Raw genomic sequence first — 19,540 nt, forward strand, 5'->3', positions numbered from 1 at the left:
ACTCCTGACAGAAGGCTCAACCATGACCCGTTTCGTACCAATAGCATCCAACTTCACCTCGCACCCCATCCTCCACCTCGACGCCCAAGCCCCCATGGCCGACCTGCTGGAGTTCACCGACGTGCGCATGCGCGCCGCCAACAACATGCTCAAGAGCCTGGCGTGCCTGAACGCCCATGCCACTGAAGACTCGGACCTCAGCCACTTCGCCCTGGCAGCCTATCTACTGCTGGAGCCAGGCTGCGCGGCGCTGAACATCCTTGACCAGCGCAGCCATGCCGGGGAGGCGCTGCGCTGACGTGGACGCGCATTCAGCCCTGTAGCCGCTGCCGTCAGGCTGCGCTGGCCCTTATGAGCACTGGAAATCTTCAGCGAGGCACAGGGCCAGCGCAGCCTTCGGCAGCGGCTACAGGAGGCGCGTCTCCCCCGTGAGACAGCGGTCAGCGCGCCACCCACATCCGCCGCAACACCGGCTTGCCCACCACCTCATGCTTCACCACCGCCAGCACATGCAGCGCCACCAGCACCCCCAGCAACCCGTTGCACCCGGCATGCAGGGTATGGAAACGATGATCCCACACCGGGTCCGCAATCGGCTGCGGCAGGGTCACCCAGTCAAACACCTGGATGGGCCGGTCCATCATCAGCACGCCCGTCAGCAGCACCAAGGCGGTGACGGCGTAGATGACGTTGTGGATAACCCCGGCCAGCCGCTCACCCGGCCGGTGGCCATGGTCGCGCAAGTGGCGCAGGCGCAGCCAGGTGCGCACGGCGAATACGGGGATGAACAGAATCGACAGGGATACGTTGAGGCCGGCGATAGTGGCCTTGAAGATGGGCGTGACGTCGAGCAGCATCACCGAGAAACCCATCACCAATGCCCAGAGGATGAAGGCTGCGGACAGCCAATGCAGGACTAGCTGGGCGGGGGTGTAGTGGGCTGGTTTCATGGCGGCTGGCTGGCAATCAGGATGATAGCGAAACAATATTATCGCACGAAATGGAATGGTAACTCTTTGCATTTCAAAAGCAACGGGTCACCCGTCGACCATGCGCAGGCGCACCACCAACTCGTCCTCCTGGCGCAGTGTTTCCAGGCTTTGCCAACGGTTGCCCATGTGCTCCAGGCTTGCCAGCCAACGCAGCAGCGCCAACGCCTCGCCGCTTGCCAACAGATGCAAGCTGCCGCGCTCGACGGTCAGCTCCCGCAGGGTCACGTTGCCCCGCTCGGCGCTCTCGCGCAGCCGGTCTGCCAGCGGCATTTTCCCTGGATGATCGATAGCAGCCAGGGCGTGCTGCAATTGCAGCTGTTGCTGGTGCTCGATGCGCACCTGCGCCAGGTATTCGCGCGCGGGTAACCAGGCGCCGACATAGCCGATGACCACAGCGAGGAATATTCCCAGGCCCTGCAACCCACGCCGCTCGCGAACGGAGCGCTGATGCCAGTAGCTTCTCATGGCGGGTCCCCGGCCCACACCACGGTAGCCCTGCTTCGTCCTTCGACCGAGGTACCGGGCTGTACCTGGAGTGGCGGTTGCAGCAATGCCAGGGCCTGCGGGTGCACCGTGCTGACGTCGACAGCCCAGCCTTCGCGGGGGCGCCAGGCAATGCGCTCTACCTCCAGCTGCGGGCTGGCCGCGATCATTGTCACCAGCTGTGCCAGGCGATCCATTTCTGTGTTTTGCGGGGATTGGCGCGGACGTTGGGCAAGGCGCAGCCGAGTCGCCACGTCCACCACATGCCGTTGTTGCGCGAACAGGTGCTCGAAACGCTCGGTGTTGGCCTGCGATAGTGTCTGGGCTTGCTGATCAATATGCTGGGCACGGGCCAGGGTGAACACGCTCGCCAGCAAGCCCATTGCCATGGCGCTGGCCAGCACGCTGCGCCAGGGGAACAGCCATGCATGCGGCTTACCGGCCATCAGGTCCAAGCCTGGGCGGGTCGGCCGCCAGCAGGCATCGTCCCCGAACCATTGCATATCGCCCGGCAGGCGTTCTTTCAGCAGCGCCAGGCCCTCGGTTGAAAGGGCCAGCCGCGCAGGCAAGGCACCGCCCAGCAACCAGCGGCCACCCCACCAGAGCCCGCAGGGAATCTGGCTGGGCAGCAGGTCGGCGTCAATGTGCACAGCCAGCAGGTTTACCCCTTGCAGCACGCCCATTACCGAAGCGAAGCGCTCGCGCTCGGTGAACCACAGGCAGTAGCGCCGGGTAGGGTCGGCACCGGTCACGAACAGCTGCAAAGCCTCAAGGTCGCCGGCCATCTGCTCCTCCAGCGCATACGCAATCGCCAGGGTTGAAGGACGGCGCCCAGGCCACGGCTCGGTGCGCAGCCAGCCGAACAGTTCCATGGGCAGTACCACGCGCACAGGCTCGACGCCCAGTGCATCGAGCGCCGTGGCGCGCGCCGGCTCACCTGGCCGGTACAGCAGGCAAGGCCACTGCGCACCGGGCTTGTCGAGGCCCTCGGGCAACAAGTACAACCAGGCAGTCATGGCCAGTGTTCTCCCGTTTCGCTGAACGGCAACAAGCGCCGCTGCCGCAGCACTGGGCGACGGCTGTTGCGCTCAAGTTCAAAGTCGCTGATCAACTGCACACCACGCCCGCCTATAGACGCGCGCGCCCGCACCTGAAACCAGCGGCTGGAAATGCTAAGCACCGGGGTTGCCGGTACCTGCCCGCCCAGGGCGGCGGTAACGCTGGTGTACCCCTGGGCAGGACGATTGGCGATGAGCTGCCGGGCAACCTCCGGCGCCAGTCCCGCCGTTTGCATGGCGGCCAGCCCTGCGGTGTTGATGTTCAAGCCGGCATGAGGCGGTAAATGGGCCACGGCGGTTGATGCCTGACTCGTCAGGCCCGGGTGGCCAGCAGCAGGCTGATTGGCACGCCCCGCCAGATCCTCGATCACAACCTCCAACTGCCCACTTGCCGGTGCCCAGGGCGCCTGCACCTGGGCCCAGGGCTGGTCGAGCGTCACCGGCCCAGCCTGGCGCGGCAACTGGCCCTGTGCCCATTGTTCGGCGCTCAGCGCCCATTGGCGCAACTGCAGTGCCTGTAGTTGCCAGGCGCTGCTGCGCACCAGCAAACGGTGCTCGCGGACCATGCCGGCCGTGATCAGCACCGCCAGGGTCATGACCAGCAGCACGCTGATCAGCGCGATCCCCCTTTGATGATGTGGCATCAGCGGCCGTCCGACAGTAGCCATACACGGCGTACGTGCGGGTAACGCGCCGTGGACAGGCTCAGCTCAAGGGCCACCGCGCGACGCGTACCAGTGGGCCAACGCAGGTGCCAGACACCTTCCTGGTCGCGCACGCGCCATTGCAGTTGCTGCACCCCGTCCAGCAAACGCTGACTGTGGGCCGCCCCCTGCCCTTCACGGCGCCAGGCCGACGAAACCAGGCCATGGCTGACCTGCTGATACTCACTGCGCGGCTGCCCCAGCGGGTTGCGCCAGTTGCCTCGCAGCAATTGCAAACCATCAGGGGTCAGGCGTAATGAGCGCGGCAAAAGGTGCAGAACGTCACGTTCCACGACTGCCAGCGACCGTTGCAGGCTGCGCAAACCCTGCGCCTGTTCAGCCGCGATGCGCTGGGCGCGGATCACGGTGTCGAACAACTGCCAGCAGCCCACGCCCAGCAAGGCGAACAGCGCCAGGGCAATCAGCAGTTCCAGCAAGGTGAAACCGTGCTGCCTATCCACCCCAGGTCCTCCAGGCATCAAGGGTGTGCACGCGACTACCGTCGGCCTCCAACCGCAGTTGCACCCGAACCGTGTCGCCCTCCCGGGCTTGCTGCAACAGCCAGCGGCGGCCGCCAAAATCGATGGTTTGAGACTTGCGGCTGCGAAAGCGATCAGGTTCGAACACCAGGTGGGCAAGATGGTTGTCCAGAATCCACAGTGCGAACTGCCGCTCTTGCAACTGCCCGGCCTGGCGCAGCACGAACTGGCTGGCGCCCAGCACCGCAACCGCCATGACCGCGAACACCGCCAGCGCCACCATCATTTCCAGCAGGGTGAAGCCACGCTCAGGCTTCATGCCAGACCGGCTCGTTCAAACCATCACCTTCGACGATCAGCAGCGCCTTGCCCTGTGCCTGCAAATGCAGCTCAAACGGGCTGTATTCGTCGCTGCTCCACACGGTTATCTGCGGCACCGTGGCATCGGCATCAAGGGGTGCCTGCCGCCACTGCCAGGCCAGGTCGCCGCTGCGTTGAAACGCGCCCACAGGCTGCCAGCCGCCTGCCTCAAGCCGCAGCAGGCGATAACCCTCAACGTTGAACAGCAACCCGTATTCACGCCCCTCCAGCACGGCGCTTTCCCTGACGGCCTGGACCAGACGGACGACGCCAGCCGCCTGCTCGCGTGCCTCACGCCCAGGCGTAGGCCCGGCGACCAGGCTGACCATGCCCACCAGCACACCGATCAGCACCATCACCAACAGTGTCTCCAGCAACGTAAAGCCCTGCATGCCGGGGGCGTTCATGGTTGCTGCCAATTGCCGATATCCGCGGCCATGCCCTCCCCGTCAGGTAAGCCATCGGCCCCCAGGGAGTACAGATCGTAGTGGCCGGGGGAGCGCTGGCCCGGGTTGATGTACTGATACGCCGTGCCCCAAGGATCCACCGGCACACGGCGCAAATAGCCCTGGGGGTTCCAGGCCCGCGCCTCGGGCAGCCCCACGGGCCGCTGCACCAGGGCCTTGAGCCCTTGCTGGCTGGAGGGATAGGCGTGGTTGTCGAGCCGGTACATTTCCAGCGCGGTGGCGATGGCCTGCAGGTCACTGCGCGCGGCAACGACCTTGGCCTGGTCGGGCCGGCCCATGAATTGCGGCACCACCAGCGCGCCCAGCACGCCGATGATCACCACCACGATCATGATTTCGATCAGGGTAAAACCACGTTGCCGCATGTGCATCAAGTCACCAGTTGGTTGAGGCTGAGAATGGGCAGCAGGATGGCCAGGACGATCAGCAGCACCACGCCCCCCATCACCACCAGCATCAAGGGTTCGAACAGGCCGACCAGGAGCGCGAGCTGGGCGGCGAGGGTCTTTTCCTGCTGCTGGGCGGCGCGCTCAAGCATGGGGTTGAGTTCGCCTACGCGTTCACCGCAGGCGATCAGGTGCAACATCATCGGTGGCATGTCACCGGCCTGGGTCAGCGCGTGGGTGAGGCTGCTGCCCTGGCGCACCGCCTCGGCCGCCTGCAGCAGGCGGGTGCGGATGCCGAGGTTGCCCACCACGCTGGCGGCAATGTGCAAGGCGTCCAGCAGCGGCACCGCGCTATGCCCCAGGATGGCCAGGGTGCTGGCAAAACGCGCCGCGTCCATCGCCCGCAGGGTCCGCCCCAGCAGCGGCAGGCGCAGCAGCGTGCCATGCCAGCGCAGACGCAGGGCCGGTCGGCGCAAGGCGGCGCGCGCAGCGACGCCAGCCAGCGCAATCAGCCCCAGCCCCCACAGGCCATGGCCGCTGACCCCGTCGCTGAGCACGATCAACGCCTGGGTCAGCCACGGGAGGGCCTGGCCGCTGTCGGCAAACATCCCCACCACATCAGGCACCACGAAGCCCAGCAGGAACCCGACGATCCCCGTACACGCCACAAACAGAATCAGGGGGTACACCAATGCCATCTGGATGCGCTGACGCGCTTGCTGGCGCGCCTGGGTGTAATCGGCCAATTGCTCCAGGACCAGGCCAAGATGACCACTGCTTTCACCGGCAGCCACGGTGGCGCGATACAACTCAGGGAAGCTGTTGGGGTGCTCCCCAAGGGCATCGGCCAACCCATGGCCTTCGACAACCCGCAGGCGCAGCGCCTGGATCAGCGCGGCCACGGCTGGCCGGGCGGTTTGGCCGGCAACCGCGTTCAAGGCCTCCTCCAGCGGCAGGGCAGCCTGCACCAACGTGGCCAATTGGCAGGTAAACAATGCCAGCTGCGCACTGCCCAGCCTGACGCCGCCAGGGCCATGATGACTGACCACCATCGACTCCACGACCAGCCCGCGATCACGCAATGCCTGCCGGGCAACACGGGCACTGTCCGCCGTTTGCACACCTCGCAGCGTGCGACCCTCGGCGTTGCGGGCGCGATAGCGAAAATGCGCCATGCCTAGGTCGCCCCGGTGACGCGCAACAGCTCGTCGATGCTGGTCTGGCCAGCCAGAACCAGCCGCAGGCCATCCTCGAACAGGCCGGGGCCGGCCTGGCGGGCAACGTTCAGCAAGTCGCCCTCTGCGGCGCCGGCATGCACCATCGAGGCGAGCGCAGGGTCCATGACCACCAGCTCGTAAATGCCCTGGCGTCCGCGATAGCCCTGAAGGCAGTGCTCGCAACCTGCCGCGCGGTACAGCGTCGCGGTGGGCGCAACGGCCAGCCCCAGGCGCCTCAAATCCTGCGCGCCCACGTCATGGGCCACCTTGCAGGCACCACACAGCGTGCGCACCAGCCGCTGCGCCAGCACGGCAGTCAACGACGAGGCCAGCAGGTACGCATCCACCCCCATGTCCAACAGACGGGTGATGGCGCTGACCGCGCTGTTGGTGTGCAGCGTGGACAGCACCAGATGCCCCGTCAGCGATGCCTGGACCGCCACCTGCGCGGTTTCGCCATCGCGGATTTCGCCGACCATGACCACGTCCGGGTCCTGGCGAAGTATGGCCCGCAGGCCACGGGCAAAGGTCATGTCCACCCGTGGATTGACGGGAATCTGGCCAATCCCGGGCAAGTGGTACTCCACCGGGTCCTCGACGGTGAGGATGTTGCGCGAACTGTCGTTGAGCCGCTCCAGCGCCGCATACAGGCTGGTGGTCTTGCCTGAACCCGTGGGCCCGGTCACCAGCACGATGCCATGGGGCCGCGCCAGCACGTCGCGCCAGCGACTCAGCGTGTCGCTGGCCATGCCCAGGGCCGACAGATCGAAACGGCCAGCCTGCTTGTCCAGCAGGCGCAGCACCACCCGCTCGCCGTGGGCAGAGGGCAAGGTCGAGACGCGCACGTCCACCTCATGCCCCGCCAGGCGCAGGGCCATGCGCCCATCCTGTGGCAGGCGCCGTTCGGCGATGTCCAGGCGCGCCATGACCTTGATCCGCGACACCAACAGGCTGGCCAGTTCGCGCCGTGGTCGCAGCACCTCACGCAATTGGCCATCAATGCGCAGGCGCACCACCATGCTGTGCTCGAACGTCTCCAGGTGTACGTCCGAGGCTTTCTCGCGCACGGCCTGGCCAAGCAGGGCATTGATCAGACGAATGATCGGCGCATCACCCTCCTGCTCCAGCAAATCGGCGGTACGCGGCAACTGCTCGGCCACCTGCAGCAAGTCCAGGTCGCCATCCAGCCCCTGGGCCATCTGCTCGGCCGCGCTGTGCCCCTCCTGATAGCAGCGAGCCAGCTGGCTGGCAAATTCGGCCGCCCCGAGCACCTGCAGTGACGCCTGCGGCGGCATCAGGCGCAGCCCCTCGGTCACGGCTGTCAGGGGGGCATCCTCGCGCAGCCACAGGCAACCCTGATCCAACAGCACACCGAAGCGCTGGGCGAATGCAAACGGCAAGGTGCTCATGGCGCTTTCCCTCCAGTACGGCGCATATCGACCGTCGGCCCATCGAACACCTGCTCCAGGCGCGGGTGCAGCAAGGGCGCGCGGCCATCCGCGCCACGCAACCGTTCATAGCTGCCTTCGCTCAACCCCTGCAAAGCGGCCTGTCCACGGACAATGGTGGGGCGCAGGAACACCATGAGATTGGTCTTCTCCTGCACCTCGCTGCGCCAGCGAAACAGGCCACCCAGCCACGGGATATTGCGCAGCAGTGGCACACCCGACTCCTGGTGGCGAACGCTGTCCTTCATCAGGCCACCGATGACGATGATCTCGCCGTCGTCGACCAGGATGGTGCTTTTGAGCGATCGCTTATTGGTGATCAGGTCTTTGGTGCCGGCCGACGCGGCGGCAATCTCCGAGCTCTCCTGCTCCACTTCCAGGCGCAGCGTGGCCCCTTCGTTGATGTGCGGCAGAATCTTCAGGCTGATACCCACATCCTTGCGCTCCACGGTGGTGAAGGGGTTGTCGGCGCCATTGCCCGAGGTGGTGTAGGAACCCGTCTGGAACGGCACGTTCTGGCCCACCAGGATTTCCGCCGGCTGATTGTCCAGGGTCAGCAGGCTGGGCGTGGACAGCAGGTTGTTGTGGCTGCTGCTGGCCAGGGCACTGACCAGCACACCGAAGCGGTCAGTGCCGGCGCCCAGCACCACGCCCTCGGGCAAACTCAGTTCGCCTTTGCCCAGCAGCGAGCCGATGCTGATACCGGTGCCCGGAAAATTGATGGCGCCGCCCGCGTTGCCGCTGTTGAAAGCCCACTGCACGCCGAGCGCCTCTTTGACATCGCCGGACATTTCAACGATGGCCGCGTGGATCAGCACCTGGGCGCGGGGCAGGTCCAGTTGCTCGACAATGCGCGCCAACATGTTCAGCTGGGCGGGTTCGGCGATCAGCACCAGCGCATTCTGGCTCTGGTCGGCCCGCACCAGCACCTCACCGGCCGCCTTCATGGTGGCCTTGCCTGCGCCGGCCGGTACGGCCTGGCCCATCTGCTGGGCAATGCCATCCAGCACCTGCGCCAATTGCGTCGCGTCGCCATGGCGCAGCCGCACCACCCGCGAGTTGTCAGTCTTGCGGCTGGCATCAGTGTCCAGTGAGCGCGCCAGCCGTGCCAGGCGCTCACGCGCAGGCTTCGCGCCGATGATGATCAAGCGGTTGCTGCGCGGGTCGGCAATCACCTGGCTGCCGGCCTCCCCTGCCGCCTTGGTCAAGGACTGCTCCATGACCTTGGCAACATCGGTCGCCAGCCCCAACCGCAGTTCGATCACGTCATGGGCCAGATGCTCGCCGGTGTCCAGGCGCTGGACGATGCCCACCAGGCGCTCCACGTTACGCGCCGCGTCGGTGATCACCAGGGCATTGGCCGAAGCCGAAGGGCCAAGGTAACCGTTGGCGGAAATCAGCGGGCGCAGCAAGCTGCTCAAATCGGCGGCACTGGCCGCACCCAGGGGCACCACGCGGGTGACGAACTGGCTACGGGCCTCGCTGCCGGAGCGCGCCTTGGCCTCGGCGGCGGGCACGATCAGCAATTGCTGGCCGTCGGCGACGGCGGCAAAGCCGTGGGTATCGAGCACTGAATAGAACAGTTCGCGCACCCCGGCCCGGTCCAGCTCGCGGTCGGAGTGCACGGTAATGCGGCCTTTGACTCGCGCATCGAGCACCACCGTGGTCCCCAGGATGGTCGACATTTCCTGCACCACGTCGCGCAACTCGGCATCCTGCATGCTCAGGTACCAGCGCTCTTCATCGGCCATGCTCCAGGGGGCCATGCACCAAGGGGCGAGGCTCAGCGCGGCCGCGCAGATCCAGCGCCTCATGGTGGCGGCCCTGGGCGCAGGTGGCGCTGGGCTGGCAGGCCGGGCGCGCGGGCAGCAAGCCAGGATGGCGCGCTGGCCAGGCCCAGCACCTGCTCGCGACGGCCGTGCCACAGCACCACCCGTCCAGGCTCGACGCGACGCAGTACCGCCCCTGACGGCAACCTGTCACCTACCCGGTAAAAGCCTTCATGACCGTTGCTGCTGATCAGCGCACGGCCCTGACCGGAGCGTTCGGCCACTATCGCCCGCACCGCGTGGGAGGCGCTGCCTGCCGCAGGTGCGGGGGCCAGGCCAAACAGCGTGGCGATGCCGGTGCCGTCAAAAGCGCCGGGCGCAGGCACAGGCGCAGGCAACGCCACCAAGGCCGGCACCTGACGCAACCGATACTCCTGAGTGGCCTGCCACCCGGCCCACAGCAGCACCAGCAGCGGGGCCAGCCACTTGAGCAACACCTGCGGCCAGGCCATCAGTACCACATCCGTCGCAGCACCGGGGTGCGGCGCCACTGGTGGAACAGTACGGTGGCAACATGCAGCACTACCATGATGCCCAGCACCGCGCAGGCATATCGATGGAGGCCGTGAAACCACGTCAATAGCGCGGGGTCGGTCAGCGGTGGGGCGAAGCTGATCAGACCGAATATCCGAATCTGGCGGTCCATCATCGCAATGCCGGTTATCAGCACCAGCACAGTGATGGCGTACAGGCCCAGGTGGGCGTGGCGCGCCAGCGCCCCCATCAGGCCGGGGGTATGCCGGCGCTGGTGGCGGTGACGCCAGGCCAGCCCCATGCGCAACGCGAACAGCGGGATCAACAGCGCGGTCAACGAGATATTGAGGGCGCTGACCCACGCCTCGGTGGCTGCGGCCAGGTCCGCGAAAGCAACCAGGAAGCCGCTGCCCAGCGCCCAGAGGATGACACCCGCAGACAGCCAGTGCAGCGTTATCTGCAGGGGAGTGAAGTACTGTGTGTTCATGGGCTTCAACTCAGGCGAGGAGCCGGGCGAAGCACTCGCCCGGCGGTTCGGCGACAACGTCAAAGCGCTTCCCAGGCGGACTGCCAGGCATGCCCGACACCCGGTGCGTAGTGCACGGGGGAAGTGTTCCGACACCAAGGTGCGACCTGGTCCGACAGGCAGCGATAGACCTTGCCGTCTGTCTGCAGCACCGTGGTGCCACCTTTGTAGTGCTCCACGCCCTCGCCGTAGACATACTCGTAATCCCCGCCACCGGCCTCACCGGTCAGGGTCACGTCCTGCAGTGCCTGCAGGTTGATGCGGCCGTCATCGCTGCGTGCCAGCAGCTTGACCTGGTGCGGGCCCGGCGCCGAACGCACGGCGATACTCAGCGGCGCCGTGGTGCCGTCGACGATCTGGCGGGCAGTGCCGACGGCCTTGTGCTGGGCATCGAAAACCGTGACTTCGACATTCAGCGTGCGGTTGGTGGCCACCTTCAGGTCGACATCGACGCGGCCCTGCTGCAGTTCGTACTCGGGCAGCAGGTCCTCCATGCGCGCGAACGCCCCTGGGTCCCCCACCAACTGGAAGTCCATCTGGTAGCTGACCACGCCGCTTTCGGGCTGGGCGTAGAACAGGTTCATGCCACGCTGGGCCTCGATCTGCCCTTCAGCGTTGCGCTGACCCGCACGCACCAGTGGCTGCGCGGCGTTGAGCTTGTGCGCCAGCGCCAGGCTCCAGTTGTCCTGGTGGCCCAGTTCATTACTGTCGATGGCCAGGGAGACCGAGTACGGCGCACTTTCACCGCTGTCGGTGAACGCCCGTGCGGTCACCACGTCACCAGCGATCAACGGTGGCAGCGGCGCGAAGGAGCCCACGTTTTTCCAGCCATCGTCGTAGGGGTCGGTCTGGATATCCACGTCCACCGCGTTGTAGAACGCATTGGCGGTGTCGTTGACGGTCCACACCCCGTAGATCACGTGGTGACCCTGGCGGTCGGCAGGCAGCGTGCACTGATGTTTTTTCGCCAGATCGCCGGGGTTGGCGTTTGAACCACCGGTGGGGAAGCCACCACCGAATGCCACGGTACAGAAGGGTGTCAGGTCGAAGCTGGCACGGGTCAGGGGTTCATTGGGGTTCCAACCCACCCGGGTAATGAAGTACTCCCAGCCGGTGGTGGAATGCGCGGTGGTGAACCGCCAGTCGAAGGCGATCTCACGGTCGGTGATCTCGGTTTTGTGCCAACGGGTTGCCGACTGGGCATCCATGGCACCGAAACGCGCGATACCGCTGGCCAGTTTACCGTCTGCCGGGCCTGTGGCCGGGAAACCCTTGAGTGTCTCGCCGACGCTGTGCGGCTCGTACTGAGCGCCACCGCAATCGGTGTTGACGCGGTCCTGGCAAAGCTTGGCGCGCGAAGGTGGGAAACTCATGTAGCCGTGAGCGGCGGCTTGTTGGCTGGCCAGCAGTGCCGTACAGGCAGTGGCCAAGGCAGCCGCGCCAAGCAGCGCGGCCCTGGGTTGCATTGCGAATTTCATCTTCGTACCTCCCTGTTCAAATCTGAAGAGGGAGGAGTCTAAGAAACGCCGTAGGAACCGGCTGTCAGACGATTCCTAAACTACAGGTGGAATTTTCTGAAGCCTTGCTTACTGGTGGTACTGCGCCGAAAACTCATGCACGGCGTTGATGAACGCGCCCGCATGCGCCGGGTCCACTTCCGGCGTGATGCCATGGCCCAGGTTGAACACGTGGCCAGTGCCATTGCCGTAGCTGGCCAGGATGCGCGCCACTTCAGCGCGGATGGCTTCGGGCTTGGCGTACAGCACGGTCGGGTCCATGTTGCCCTGCAGGGCCACCTTGTTGCCCACGCGGCGACGGGCTTCGCCCAGGTCGCACGTCCAGTCCAGGCCCAGCGCGTCGGCGCCGGCGTCGGCGATGCTTTCCAGCCACAGGCCGCCGTTCTTGGTGAACAGGATGACCGGCACTTTGCGGCCTTCGTGTTCGCGGATCAGGCCGCTGACGATTTTCTTCATGTAGGCCAGCGAGAACTCCTGGTACGCCGCAGCCGACAGGTTGCCGCCCCAGGTATCGAAAATCTGCACGGCCTGGGCGCCGGCCAGGATCTGGCCGTTGAGGTAGCTGGTGACCGACTGGGCCAGTTTGTCCAGCAGCAGGTGCATGGCTTGCGGGTTGTCGTAGAGCATGGCCTTGGTCTTGCGGAAGTCTTTCGACGAACCGCCTTCGACCATGTAGGTGGCCAGGGTCCACGGGCTGCCCGAGAAGCCGATCAGCGGTACGCGGCCGTTGAGTTCGCGGCGGATGGTGCTGACAGCGTCCATCACGTAGCCCAGGTCTTTTTGCGGATCGGGGATCGGCAGGGCTTCGATGTCGGCCAGGGTGCTGACCACTTTCTTGAAGCGTGGGCCCTCGCCGGTCTCGAAGTACAGGCCCTGGCCCATGGCGTCGGGGATGGTAAGGATGTCGGAGAACAGAATGGCCGCATCCAGCGGGTAGCGTTCCAGCGGTTGCATAGTGACTTCGCAGGCGAACGCCGGGTTCATGCACAGGCTCATGAAATCACCGGCCTTGGCGCGGCTGGCGCGGTATTCAGGCAGGTAGCGACCAGCCTGACGCATCATCCACACGGGGGTGACGTCGACGGGTTGCTTGAGCAGGGCACGAAGGAAACGGTCGTTCTTCAGGGCAGTCATGGGAGCATCCGGCAGATAAGTGCCAGCATTTTCCCAGACTGGAACGCAAAAGGCACGGCGTGCGCCGTGCCTTTTATCTATCGGGGCGATTTGCCGCGGCGTTTATAAAGGCTTCGCGGGCAGAGCCCGCTCCCACAGGGCATGTACTGGCCCCTGTGGGAGCGGGCTCTGCCCGCGAATGGTACGACGCGGTATCGGATCAGACTTCCAGGTAATCCAGGATCCCTTCGGCGGCGTTGCGGCCTTCGAAGATCGCCGTCACCACCAGGTCAGAACCACGCACCATGTCGCCACCGGCGAAGATCTTCGGGTTGCTGGTCTGGTGCTTGTACTTGCCCTGTTCCGGCGCAACAACGCGGCCCTGGCTATCGGTCTGGATGCTGAACTGCTCGAACCACGGCGCCGGGCTTGGACGGAAGCCGAAAGCGATGACCACGGCATCAGCCGGGATGATCTCTTCGGAACCCGGGATCGGCTCGGGGCTGCGGCGGCCACGGGCGTCAGGCTCGCCGAGACGGGTCTCGACCACTTTGACGCCTTCGACCTTGTCTTCACCGACAATGGCGATGGGCTGGCGGTTGTAGAGGAACTTCACGCCTTCTTCCTTGGCGTTCTTCACCTCTTTGCGCGAGCCCGGCATGTTCGCTTCGTCACGGCGGTAGGCACAGGTAACGGCCTTGGCGCCCTGGCGGATGGAGGTGCGGTTGCAGTCCATCGCGGTGTCGCCACCGCCCAGTACCACCACCTTCTTGCCTTTCATGTCGACGAAATCTTCCGGCGACTTTTCAAAGCCCAGGTTGCGGTTGACGTTGGCGATCAGGAAGTCGAGCGCGTCGTGCACGCCCGGCAGGTCTTCGCCCGGGAAGCCGCCCTTCATGTAGGTGTAGGTGCCCATGCCCATGAATACGGCATCGTATTCTTCGAGCAGTTGCTCCATGGTCACGTCCTTGCCCACCTCGGTGTTCAGGCGGAACTCGATGCCCATGCCGGTGAAGACTTCGCGACGATTGCTCAGCACGGTCTTTTCCAGCTTGAACTCGGGGATGCCGAAGGTCAGCAGGCCACCGATTTCCGGGTTCTTGTCGAACACCACCGGGGTCACGCCGCCACGTACCAGCACGTCGGCACAGCCCAGGCCAGCAGGGCCGGCGCCAATGATGGCGACGCGCTTGCCGGTCGGCTTGACCTTGGACATGTCCGGACGCCAGCCCATGGCGAACGCCGTGTCGGTGATGTACTTCTCCACCGAACCGATGGTCACCGCGCCGAAGCCGTCGTTGAGGGTGCAGGCACCCTCGCACAGACGGTCTTGCGGGCACACCCGGCCGCACACTTCAGGCAGGGTGTTGGTCTGGTGCGACAGCTCGGCGGCGGCGAGGATGTTGCCCTCGGCCACCAGCTTCAGCCAGTTGGGAATGAAGTTGTGCACCGGGCACTTCCATTCGCAGTACGGGTTACCGCAACCCAGGCAGCGGTGGGCCTGGTCGGCCGACTGCTGGGGTTTGAAGGGTTCGTAGATTTCCACGAACTCTTTCTTGCGCTGACGCAACAGTTTCTTCTTCGGATCCTTGCGCCCGACCTCGATGAACTGGAAGTCATTATTCAGACGTTCAGCCATTTTAAAACCTCATCAACTTCTTCAGGCGCATATCACTGCGGGTTGGCACGGGTGCTGGTGAGCAGCGATTTCAAGCTGGCAGCCTTGGGCTTGACCAACCAGAAACGGCGCAGGTAGTCGTCCAGGTTTTCCCAGACGTTACGGCCCCACTCGCTATCGGTTTCTGCCACGTATTCGGCCAGCACGCGTTCGATGTGGCTACGGTAGGCCTCCATCGCTTCGCCGCTGATGCGCTGGATTTCCACCAGTTCGTGGTTGACGCGGTCAACGAAGGTGTTGTCCAGGTCCAGCACGTAGGCGAAACCACCGGTCATCCCGGAGCCGAAGTTGTAGCCGGTCTTGCCCAGTACGCAGACAAAACCACCGGTCATGTATTCGCAGCAGTGATCGCCAGTGCCTTCCACCACGGTGTGGGCACCGGAGTTGCGCACGGCAAAACGCTCGCCTGCGGTACCGGCGGCGAACAGCTTGCCGCCAGTGGCGCCGTACAGGCAGGTGTTGCCGATGATGGCGCTGTCCTGGGTCTTGAACGGGCTGCCTTTGGGCGGAACGATCACCAGCTTGCCGCCGGTCATGCCCTTGCCCACGTAGTCGTTGGCGTCGCCTTCCAGGTACATGTTCAAGCCACCGGCGTTCCATACGCCGAAGCTCTGGCCCGCGGTGCCGTTGAAACGGAAGGTCACCGGCGCCTTGGCCATGCCCTGGTTGCCGTAGGCACGGGCGATTTCACCCGAGATGCGGGCACCGATCGAACGGTCGCAGTTGCAGATGTCCAGGCTGTAGTCGCCGCCGGACTTGGCAGCGATGGCGCCCTTGGCCATCTCGACCATTTGCTCGGCCAGCAGGCCTTTGTCGAACGGCGGGTTGCGGTCCACTTCGCAGAATTGCGGCTTGTCGGCCGGAATGTGCGAGCTGCCCAGCAGCGGCGTCAGGTCCAGGTGGTTCTGCTTGGCGGTCTGGCCTTCCAGCACGTCGAGCAGGTCGGTACGGCCGATCAGCTCGCCCAGCGAGCGCACGCCCAGCTTGGCCAGCCATTCACGGGTCTCTTCTGCCACGTAAGTGAAGAAGTTGATCACCATGTCGACGGTGCCGATGTAGTGGTCTTTGCGCAGCTTGTCGTTCTGGGTGGCCACGCCGGTGGCGCAGTTGTTCAGGTGGCAGATGCGCAGGTATTTGCAGCCCAGGGCGATCATCGGGGCAGTACCGAAGCCGAAGCTTTCAGCACCCAGGATGGCTGCCTTGATCACGTCCAGGCCGGTTTTCAGGCCGCCGTCGGTCTGTACCCGCACCTTGCCGCGCAGGTCGTTGCCGCGCAGGGTCTGGTGGGTCTCGGCCAGGCCCAGCTCCCACGGTGCGCCCGCGTACTTGATGGAGGTCAGTGGCGAAGCACCGGTACCGCCGTCATAGCCGGAGATGGTGATCAGGTCGGCATAGGCCTTGGCCACGCCGGCGGCGATGGTGCCCACGCCTGCTTCGGCCACCAGCTTCACGGAAACCAGGGCGGCCGGGTTGACCTGTTTCAGGTCAAAGATCAGCTGCGACAAGTCTTCGATGGAGTAGATGTCGTGGTGCGGCGGTGGCGAAATCAGCGTCACGCCCGGTACCGCATAGCGCAGCTTGGCGATCAGGCCATTGACCTTGCCGCCTGGCAGCTGGCCGCCCTCGCCCGGCTTGGCGCCCTGGGCTACCTTGATCTGCAGCACTTCGGCGTTGACCAGGTATTCGGGGGTTACACCGAAACGGCCGGTAGCCACTTGCTTGATCTTGGAGCTCTTGATGGTGCCGTAGCGGGCCGGATCTTCGCCGCCCTCACCGGAGTTGGAGCGCGCGCCCAGACGGTTCATGGCTTCGGCCAGGGCTTCGTGAGCCTCGGGCGACAGCGCACCCAGCGAGATACCCGCCGAGTCGAAACGTTGCAGGATGGCTTCCAGCGGCTCGATCTCGTCGATCGACAGCGGGGTGTCCAGTTCCTTGACCTTGAACAGGTCGCGAATCATCGACACCGGGCGGTTGTCGACCAGCGCGGTGTATTCCTTGAACTTGGCGTAGTCGCCCTGCTGCACGGCGGCTTGCAGGGTGTTGACCACGTCAGGGTTGTAGGCGTGGTATTCGCCACCGTGCACGAACTTCAGCAGGCCGCCTTGCTGGATCGGCTTGCGCGCGCTCCAGGCTTCGACGGACAAGGCTTTCTGTTCGGCTTCGATGTCGACGAAACGCGCGCCCTTGATGCGGCTTGGCACGCCACGGAAGCTGAGGTTGCAGACTTCCTCGGACAGGCCGATGGCTTCGAACAGTTGCGCACCGCGGTACGAGGCCACGGTGGAGATGCCCATCTTCGACAGGATCTTGAGCAGACCCTTGGTGATGCCTTTGCGGTAGTTCTTGAACACCTCGTAGAGGTCGCCCAGTACTTCACCGGTACGGATCAGGTCGCCCAGCACTTCGTAGGCCAGGAACGGGTAGACCGCCGAGGCGCCGAAGCCGATCAGCACCGCGAAGTGGTGCGGGTCGCGTGCAGTGGCGGTTTCGACCAGGATGTTGCTGTCGCAACGCAGGCCTTTCTCGGTCAGGCGGTGGTGCACCGCGCCAGTGGCCAGCGAGGCGTGAACCGGCAGCTTGCCCGGGGCAATGTGGCGGTCGCTGAGCACGATCTGGGTGTGACCGGCACGCACGGCTTCTTCGGCCTGGTCGGCGATGTTGCGCACGGCCGCTTCCAGGCCCACGCTTTCGTCGTAGTTCAGGTCGATGATCTGCCGCTCGAAGCCCGGCAGGTCGAGGTTCATCAGCGAGCGCCACTTGGCCGGGGAAATGACCGGCGAGCTGAGGATCACGCGCGATGCGTGCTCAGGCGACTCCTGGAAGATGTTGCGTTCGGCGCCCAGGCAGATTTCCAGGGACATCACGATCGCTTCGCGCAGCGGGTCGATCGGCGGGTTGGTGACCTGCGCGAACTGCTGGCGGAAATAGTCGTACGGGGTGCGCACGCGCTGGCTCAGCACGGCCATCGGCGTGTCGTCGCCCATGGAACCCACGGCCTCGTAGCCCTGCTCGCCCAGCGGGCGCAGCACCTGGTCACGCTCCTCGAAGGTGACCTGGTACATTTTCATGTACTGCTTGAGCTGCTCAGGGTTATAGAAGGACGACCCGTGGTCGTTGTCTTCCATGGTGGCCTGGATGCGCAGGGCGCTCTTGCGCAGCCACTGCTTGTACGGGTGGCGCGACTTGAGGCGGTTGTCGATGGCATCGGTGTCAAGGATCTGGCCGGTTTCGGTGTCCACGGCAAAGATCTGGCCCGGGCCGACGCGGCCCTTGGCCACTACGTCTTCAGGCTTGTAGTTCCACACGCCGATTTCCGACGCCAGGGTGATGTAACCGTTCTTGGTGGTTACCCAGCGCGCCGGACGCAGGCCGTTGCGGTCCAGCAGGCAGACGGCATGGCGACCTTCGGTCAGTACCACGCCGGCCGGGCCGTCCCACGGCTCCATGTGCATGGAGTTGTACTCATAGAACGCCCGCAGGTCGGGGTCCATGGTTTCAACGTTCTGCCAGGCTGGCGGAATCAGCATGCGCACGCCACGGAACAGGTCGATGCCGCCGGTCACCATCAGCTCCAGCATGTTGTCCATGCTCGAGGAGTCCGAACCCACGCGGTTGACCAGCGGGCCCAGTTCTTCCAGGTCCGGGATCAGGTCGTTGGCGAACTTGGTGCGACGGGCCTGGGCCCAGTTGCGGTTGCCGGTGATGGTGTTGATCTCGCCGTTGTGGGCGAGGAACCGGAACGGCTGCGCCAACGGCCACTTTGGCAGGGTGTTGGTGGAGAAACGCTGGTGGAAGACCGCGATGGCGGTCTGCATGCGCGCGTCGCTCATGTCCGGGAAGAAGGCGGTGAAGTCCGCCGGCATCATCAGGCCTTTGTAGATGATGGTCTTGTGCGAGAAGCTGCAGATGTAGTGGTCGGTGTCGGCGGCGTTGGCCACGGACGAGCGACGACGGGCGCTGAACAGCTTGATCGCGAATTCCTGGTCACTCAGGCCTTCGCCGCCGATGAACACCTGCTCGATTTTCGGCAGGCGCTCAAGGGCCAGGCGGCCGAGGACGCTGGTGTCGATCGGCACCTGGCGCCAGCCGATCAGGTTCAGGCCGGCTGCCAGGATTTCGCGGTTCATGTTTTCGCGCGCAGCCTCGGCGCGGGCGTCGTCCTTGTTCAGGAACACCATGCCCACGGCGTATTGCCTTGGCAGTTCGACGCCGAAGGTTTCCTGGGCGACAGCGCGCAGGAACTGATCGGGCTTCTGCATCAGCAGGCCGCAACCGTCGCCGGTCTTGCCGTCCGCGTTGATCCCACCGCGGTGGGTCATGCAGGTCAGGGCTTCGATGGCCGTTTGCAACAGGTGGTGACTGGGTTCGCCGGTCATATGGGCAATCAGCCCAAAGCCACAGTTGTCCTTGAATTCATCGGGTTGGTACAGACCTGTTTTCATAGACACTTTCTCACCAGGCTGCCCCCTTGGGGGACAAATTTCTTTTCAATTCAACCGCTTACCAACCGCGCCGAACGTACGCCAGCTTTGCAGGGGCAAAAGGGAGGTCATTGTACACAGCGACAGGGTCGCCCACAAATTTGCGCGGCGACTCCGCACAAAATCATGTCGCAATTCTATAAGTTTTAAGCAAGGTGTTGTGGTAGCAACGATGCTTGAGTCTGAAGCTTATCAGCCTGGACTGCAATGGGGGTAACCACAGACAGTCTGGGACACGAAAGCCTGCCGCGTTCTGCGCAGCAGGCTTGGGGTCGTATCAGGAGACGCTCAGCGAGGTGGCGGGGATGGTGCCACCGGACAAGGCCCC

Annotated in this window: 18 protein-coding genes; 1 reads left to right on the forward strand and 17 read right to left on the reverse strand. The window is 64.7% G+C overall.

Translation table 11 applies throughout. From position 1 onward, the window contains the following. Positions 1–22: 22 nt before the first annotated feature. Positions 23–298 carry a hypothetical protein gene (locus tag ACZ9GA_RS26315; protein WP_455925174.1) on the forward strand — a complete coding sequence of 92 codons (276 nt, stop codon included), beginning with the start codon at positions 23–25 and terminating at the stop codon, positions 296–298. 142 nt (positions 299–440) lie between these two features. On the opposite strand, the gene ACZ9GA_RS26320 is transcribed toward ACZ9GA_RS26315, so the two are convergent. The 17 genes from ACZ9GA_RS26320 to gltB all read right to left on the reverse strand — a co-directional run bounded on the left by ACZ9GA_RS26320 (position 441) and on the right by gltB (position 19,173). Next, a complete protein-coding gene (locus tag ACZ9GA_RS26320; protein WP_457359652.1) occupies positions 441–950 on the reverse strand; it encodes a cytochrome b in 510 nt (169 codons plus the stop codon). Between the two features lie 87 nt (positions 951–1,037). Continuing rightward, on the reverse strand, positions 1,038–1,457 hold the full coding sequence (gene gspM / locus ACZ9GA_RS26325; RefSeq protein WP_457359650.1) for a type II secretion system protein GspM: 420 nt from the start codon (positions 1,455–1,457) through the stop codon (positions 1,038–1,040). Then, positions 1,454–2,491, reverse strand: coding sequence for a type II secretion system protein L (locus ACZ9GA_RS26330; protein WP_457359648.1), 1,038 nt, complete (start codon positions 2,489–2,491; stop codon positions 1,454–1,456). The genes gspM and ACZ9GA_RS26330 overlap by 4 nt, the downstream gene beginning before the upstream one ends. Then, a complete protein-coding gene (locus ACZ9GA_RS26335; RefSeq protein WP_457359646.1) occupies positions 2,488–3,177 on the reverse strand; it encodes a hypothetical protein in 690 nt (229 codons plus the stop codon). Before ACZ9GA_RS26335 ends, ACZ9GA_RS26330 begins: the two co-directional genes overlap by 4 nt. Continuing rightward, on the reverse strand, positions 3,177–3,698 hold the full coding sequence (locus ACZ9GA_RS26340) for a type II secretion system protein GspJ (protein ID WP_457359644.1): 522 nt from the start codon (positions 3,696–3,698) through the stop codon (positions 3,177–3,179). Before ACZ9GA_RS26340 ends, ACZ9GA_RS26335 begins: the two co-directional genes overlap by 1 nt. Next, positions 3,691–4,035, reverse strand: a complete 345-nt coding sequence (gene gspI, locus ACZ9GA_RS26345) for a type II secretion system minor pseudopilin GspI (protein WP_457359642.1) — start codon at positions 4,033–4,035, stop codon at positions 3,691–3,693. The genes ACZ9GA_RS26340 and gspI overlap by 8 nt, the downstream gene beginning before the upstream one ends. Continuing rightward, complete coding sequence (gspH, locus tag ACZ9GA_RS26350; protein WP_457359640.1) at positions 4,025–4,483, reverse strand: type II secretion system minor pseudopilin GspH; 459 nt, start codon at positions 4,481–4,483, stop codon at positions 4,025–4,027. The genes gspI and gspH overlap by 11 nt, the downstream gene beginning before the upstream one ends. Beyond that, positions 4,480–4,914, reverse strand: coding sequence for a type II secretion system major pseudopilin GspG (gene gspG, locus ACZ9GA_RS26355; RefSeq protein WP_457359639.1), 435 nt, complete (start codon positions 4,912–4,914; stop codon positions 4,480–4,482). Before gspG ends, gspH begins: the two co-directional genes overlap by 4 nt. Next, a complete protein-coding gene (gene gspF, locus ACZ9GA_RS26360; RefSeq protein ID WP_457359637.1) occupies positions 4,914–6,104 on the reverse strand; it encodes a type II secretion system inner membrane protein GspF in 1,191 nt (396 codons plus the stop codon). Before gspF ends, gspG begins: the two co-directional genes overlap by 1 nt. 2 nt (positions 6,105–6,106) lie before the next feature. Continuing rightward, a complete protein-coding gene (gene gspE / locus ACZ9GA_RS26365) occupies positions 6,107–7,555 on the reverse strand; it encodes a type II secretion system ATPase GspE (protein ID WP_457359635.1) in 1,449 nt (482 codons plus the stop codon). Further along, positions 7,552–9,408, reverse strand: coding sequence for a type II secretion system secretin GspD (gene gspD / locus ACZ9GA_RS26370; RefSeq protein WP_457359633.1), 1,857 nt, complete (start codon positions 9,406–9,408; stop codon positions 7,552–7,554). The genes gspE and gspD overlap by 4 nt, the downstream gene beginning before the upstream one ends. Further along, entirely contained in the window at positions 9,405–9,875 is a 471-nt protein-coding gene (locus tag ACZ9GA_RS26375) for a type II secretion system protein N (RefSeq protein ID WP_457359632.1), read from the reverse strand. Before ACZ9GA_RS26375 ends, gspD begins: the two co-directional genes overlap by 4 nt. Then, complete coding sequence (locus ACZ9GA_RS26380) at positions 9,875–10,384, reverse strand: cytochrome b (protein ID WP_457359630.1); 510 nt, start codon at positions 10,382–10,384, stop codon at positions 9,875–9,877. Before ACZ9GA_RS26380 ends, ACZ9GA_RS26375 begins: the two co-directional genes overlap by 1 nt. A 59-nt stretch (positions 10,385–10,443) precedes the next feature. Beyond that, positions 10,444–11,901 (reverse strand): lytic polysaccharide monooxygenase, encoded by a 1,458-nt coding sequence (locus tag ACZ9GA_RS26385; RefSeq protein WP_457359628.1) that lies wholly within the window; start codon positions 11,899–11,901, stop codon positions 10,444–10,446. A gap of 108 nt (positions 11,902–12,009) precedes the next feature. Then, positions 12,010–13,074 (reverse strand): uroporphyrinogen decarboxylase, encoded by a 1,065-nt coding sequence (hemE, locus tag ACZ9GA_RS26390; RefSeq protein ID WP_457359626.1) that lies wholly within the window; start codon positions 13,072–13,074, stop codon positions 12,010–12,012. 199 nt (positions 13,075–13,273) lie between these two features. Next, on the reverse strand, positions 13,274–14,692 hold the full coding sequence (locus tag ACZ9GA_RS26395) for an FAD-dependent oxidoreductase (protein WP_457359624.1): 1,419 nt from the start codon (positions 14,690–14,692) through the stop codon (positions 13,274–13,276). Between the two features lie 32 nt (positions 14,693–14,724). Further along, positions 14,725–19,173 (reverse strand): glutamate synthase large subunit, encoded by a 4,449-nt coding sequence (gltB, locus tag ACZ9GA_RS26400; protein WP_457359622.1) that lies wholly within the window; start codon positions 19,171–19,173, stop codon positions 14,725–14,727. Positions 19,174–19,540 lie beyond the last annotated feature (367 nt).

The sequence above is a fragment of the Pseudomonas sp. TE3644 genome (genome assembly GCF_056278815.1).

What these genes read in the sequence shown, in the direction of transcription:
- ACZ9GA_RS26315 (WP_455925174.1), top strand. Translation starts at nt 23, where the DNA reads ATGACCCGTTTCGTACCAATAGCATCCAACTTCACCTCGCACCCCATC.
- ACZ9GA_RS26320 (WP_457359652.1), bottom strand. Translation starts at nt 950, where the DNA reads ATGAAACCAGCCCACTACACCCCCGCCCAGCTAGTCCTGCATTGGCTG.
- gspM (WP_457359650.1), bottom strand. Translation starts at nt 1,457, where the DNA reads ATGAGAAGCTACTGGCATCAGCGCTCCGTTCGCGAGCGGCGTGGGTTG.
- ACZ9GA_RS26330 (WP_457359648.1), bottom strand. Translation starts at nt 2,491, where the DNA reads ATGACTGCCTGGTTGTACTTGTTGCCCGAGGGCCTCGACAAGCCCGGT.
- ACZ9GA_RS26335 (WP_457359646.1), bottom strand. Translation starts at nt 3,177, where the DNA reads ATGCCACATCATCAAAGGGGGATCGCGCTGATCAGCGTGCTGCTGGTC.
- gspI (WP_457359642.1), bottom strand. Translation starts at nt 4,035, where the DNA reads ATGAAGCCTGAGCGTGGCTTCACCCTGCTGGAAATGATGGTGGCGCTG.
- gspH (WP_457359640.1), bottom strand. Translation starts at nt 4,483, where the DNA reads ATGAACGCCCCCGGCATGCAGGGCTTTACGTTGCTGGAGACACTGTTG.
- gspG (WP_457359639.1), bottom strand. Translation starts at nt 4,914, where the DNA reads ATGCACATGCGGCAACGTGGTTTTACCCTGATCGAAATCATGATCGTG.
- gspF (WP_457359637.1), bottom strand. Translation starts at nt 6,104, where the DNA reads ATGGCGCATTTTCGCTATCGCGCCCGCAACGCCGAGGGTCGCACGCTG.
- gspE (WP_457359635.1), bottom strand. Translation starts at nt 7,555, where the DNA reads ATGAGCACCTTGCCGTTTGCATTCGCCCAGCGCTTCGGTGTGCTGTTG.
- gspD (WP_457359633.1), bottom strand. Translation starts at nt 9,408, where the DNA reads ATGAGGCGCTGGATCTGCGCGGCCGCGCTGAGCCTCGCCCCTTGGTGC.
- ACZ9GA_RS26375 (WP_457359632.1), bottom strand. Translation starts at nt 9,875, where the DNA reads ATGGCCTGGCCGCAGGTGTTGCTCAAGTGGCTGGCCCCGCTGCTGGTG.
- ACZ9GA_RS26380 (WP_457359630.1), bottom strand. Translation starts at nt 10,384, where the DNA reads ATGAACACACAGTACTTCACTCCCCTGCAGATAACGCTGCACTGGCTG.
- ACZ9GA_RS26385 (WP_457359628.1), bottom strand. Translation starts at nt 11,901, where the DNA reads ATGAAATTCGCAATGCAACCCAGGGCCGCGCTGCTTGGCGCGGCTGCC.
- hemE (WP_457359626.1), bottom strand. Translation starts at nt 13,074, where the DNA reads ATGACTGCCCTGAAGAACGACCGTTTCCTTCGTGCCCTGCTCAAGCAA.
- ACZ9GA_RS26395 (WP_457359624.1), bottom strand. Translation starts at nt 14,692, where the DNA reads ATGGCTGAACGTCTGAATAATGACTTCCAGTTCATCGAGGTCGGGCGC.
- gltB (WP_457359622.1), bottom strand. Translation starts at nt 19,173, where the DNA reads ATGAAAACAGGTCTGTACCAACCCGATGAATTCAAGGACAACTGTGGC.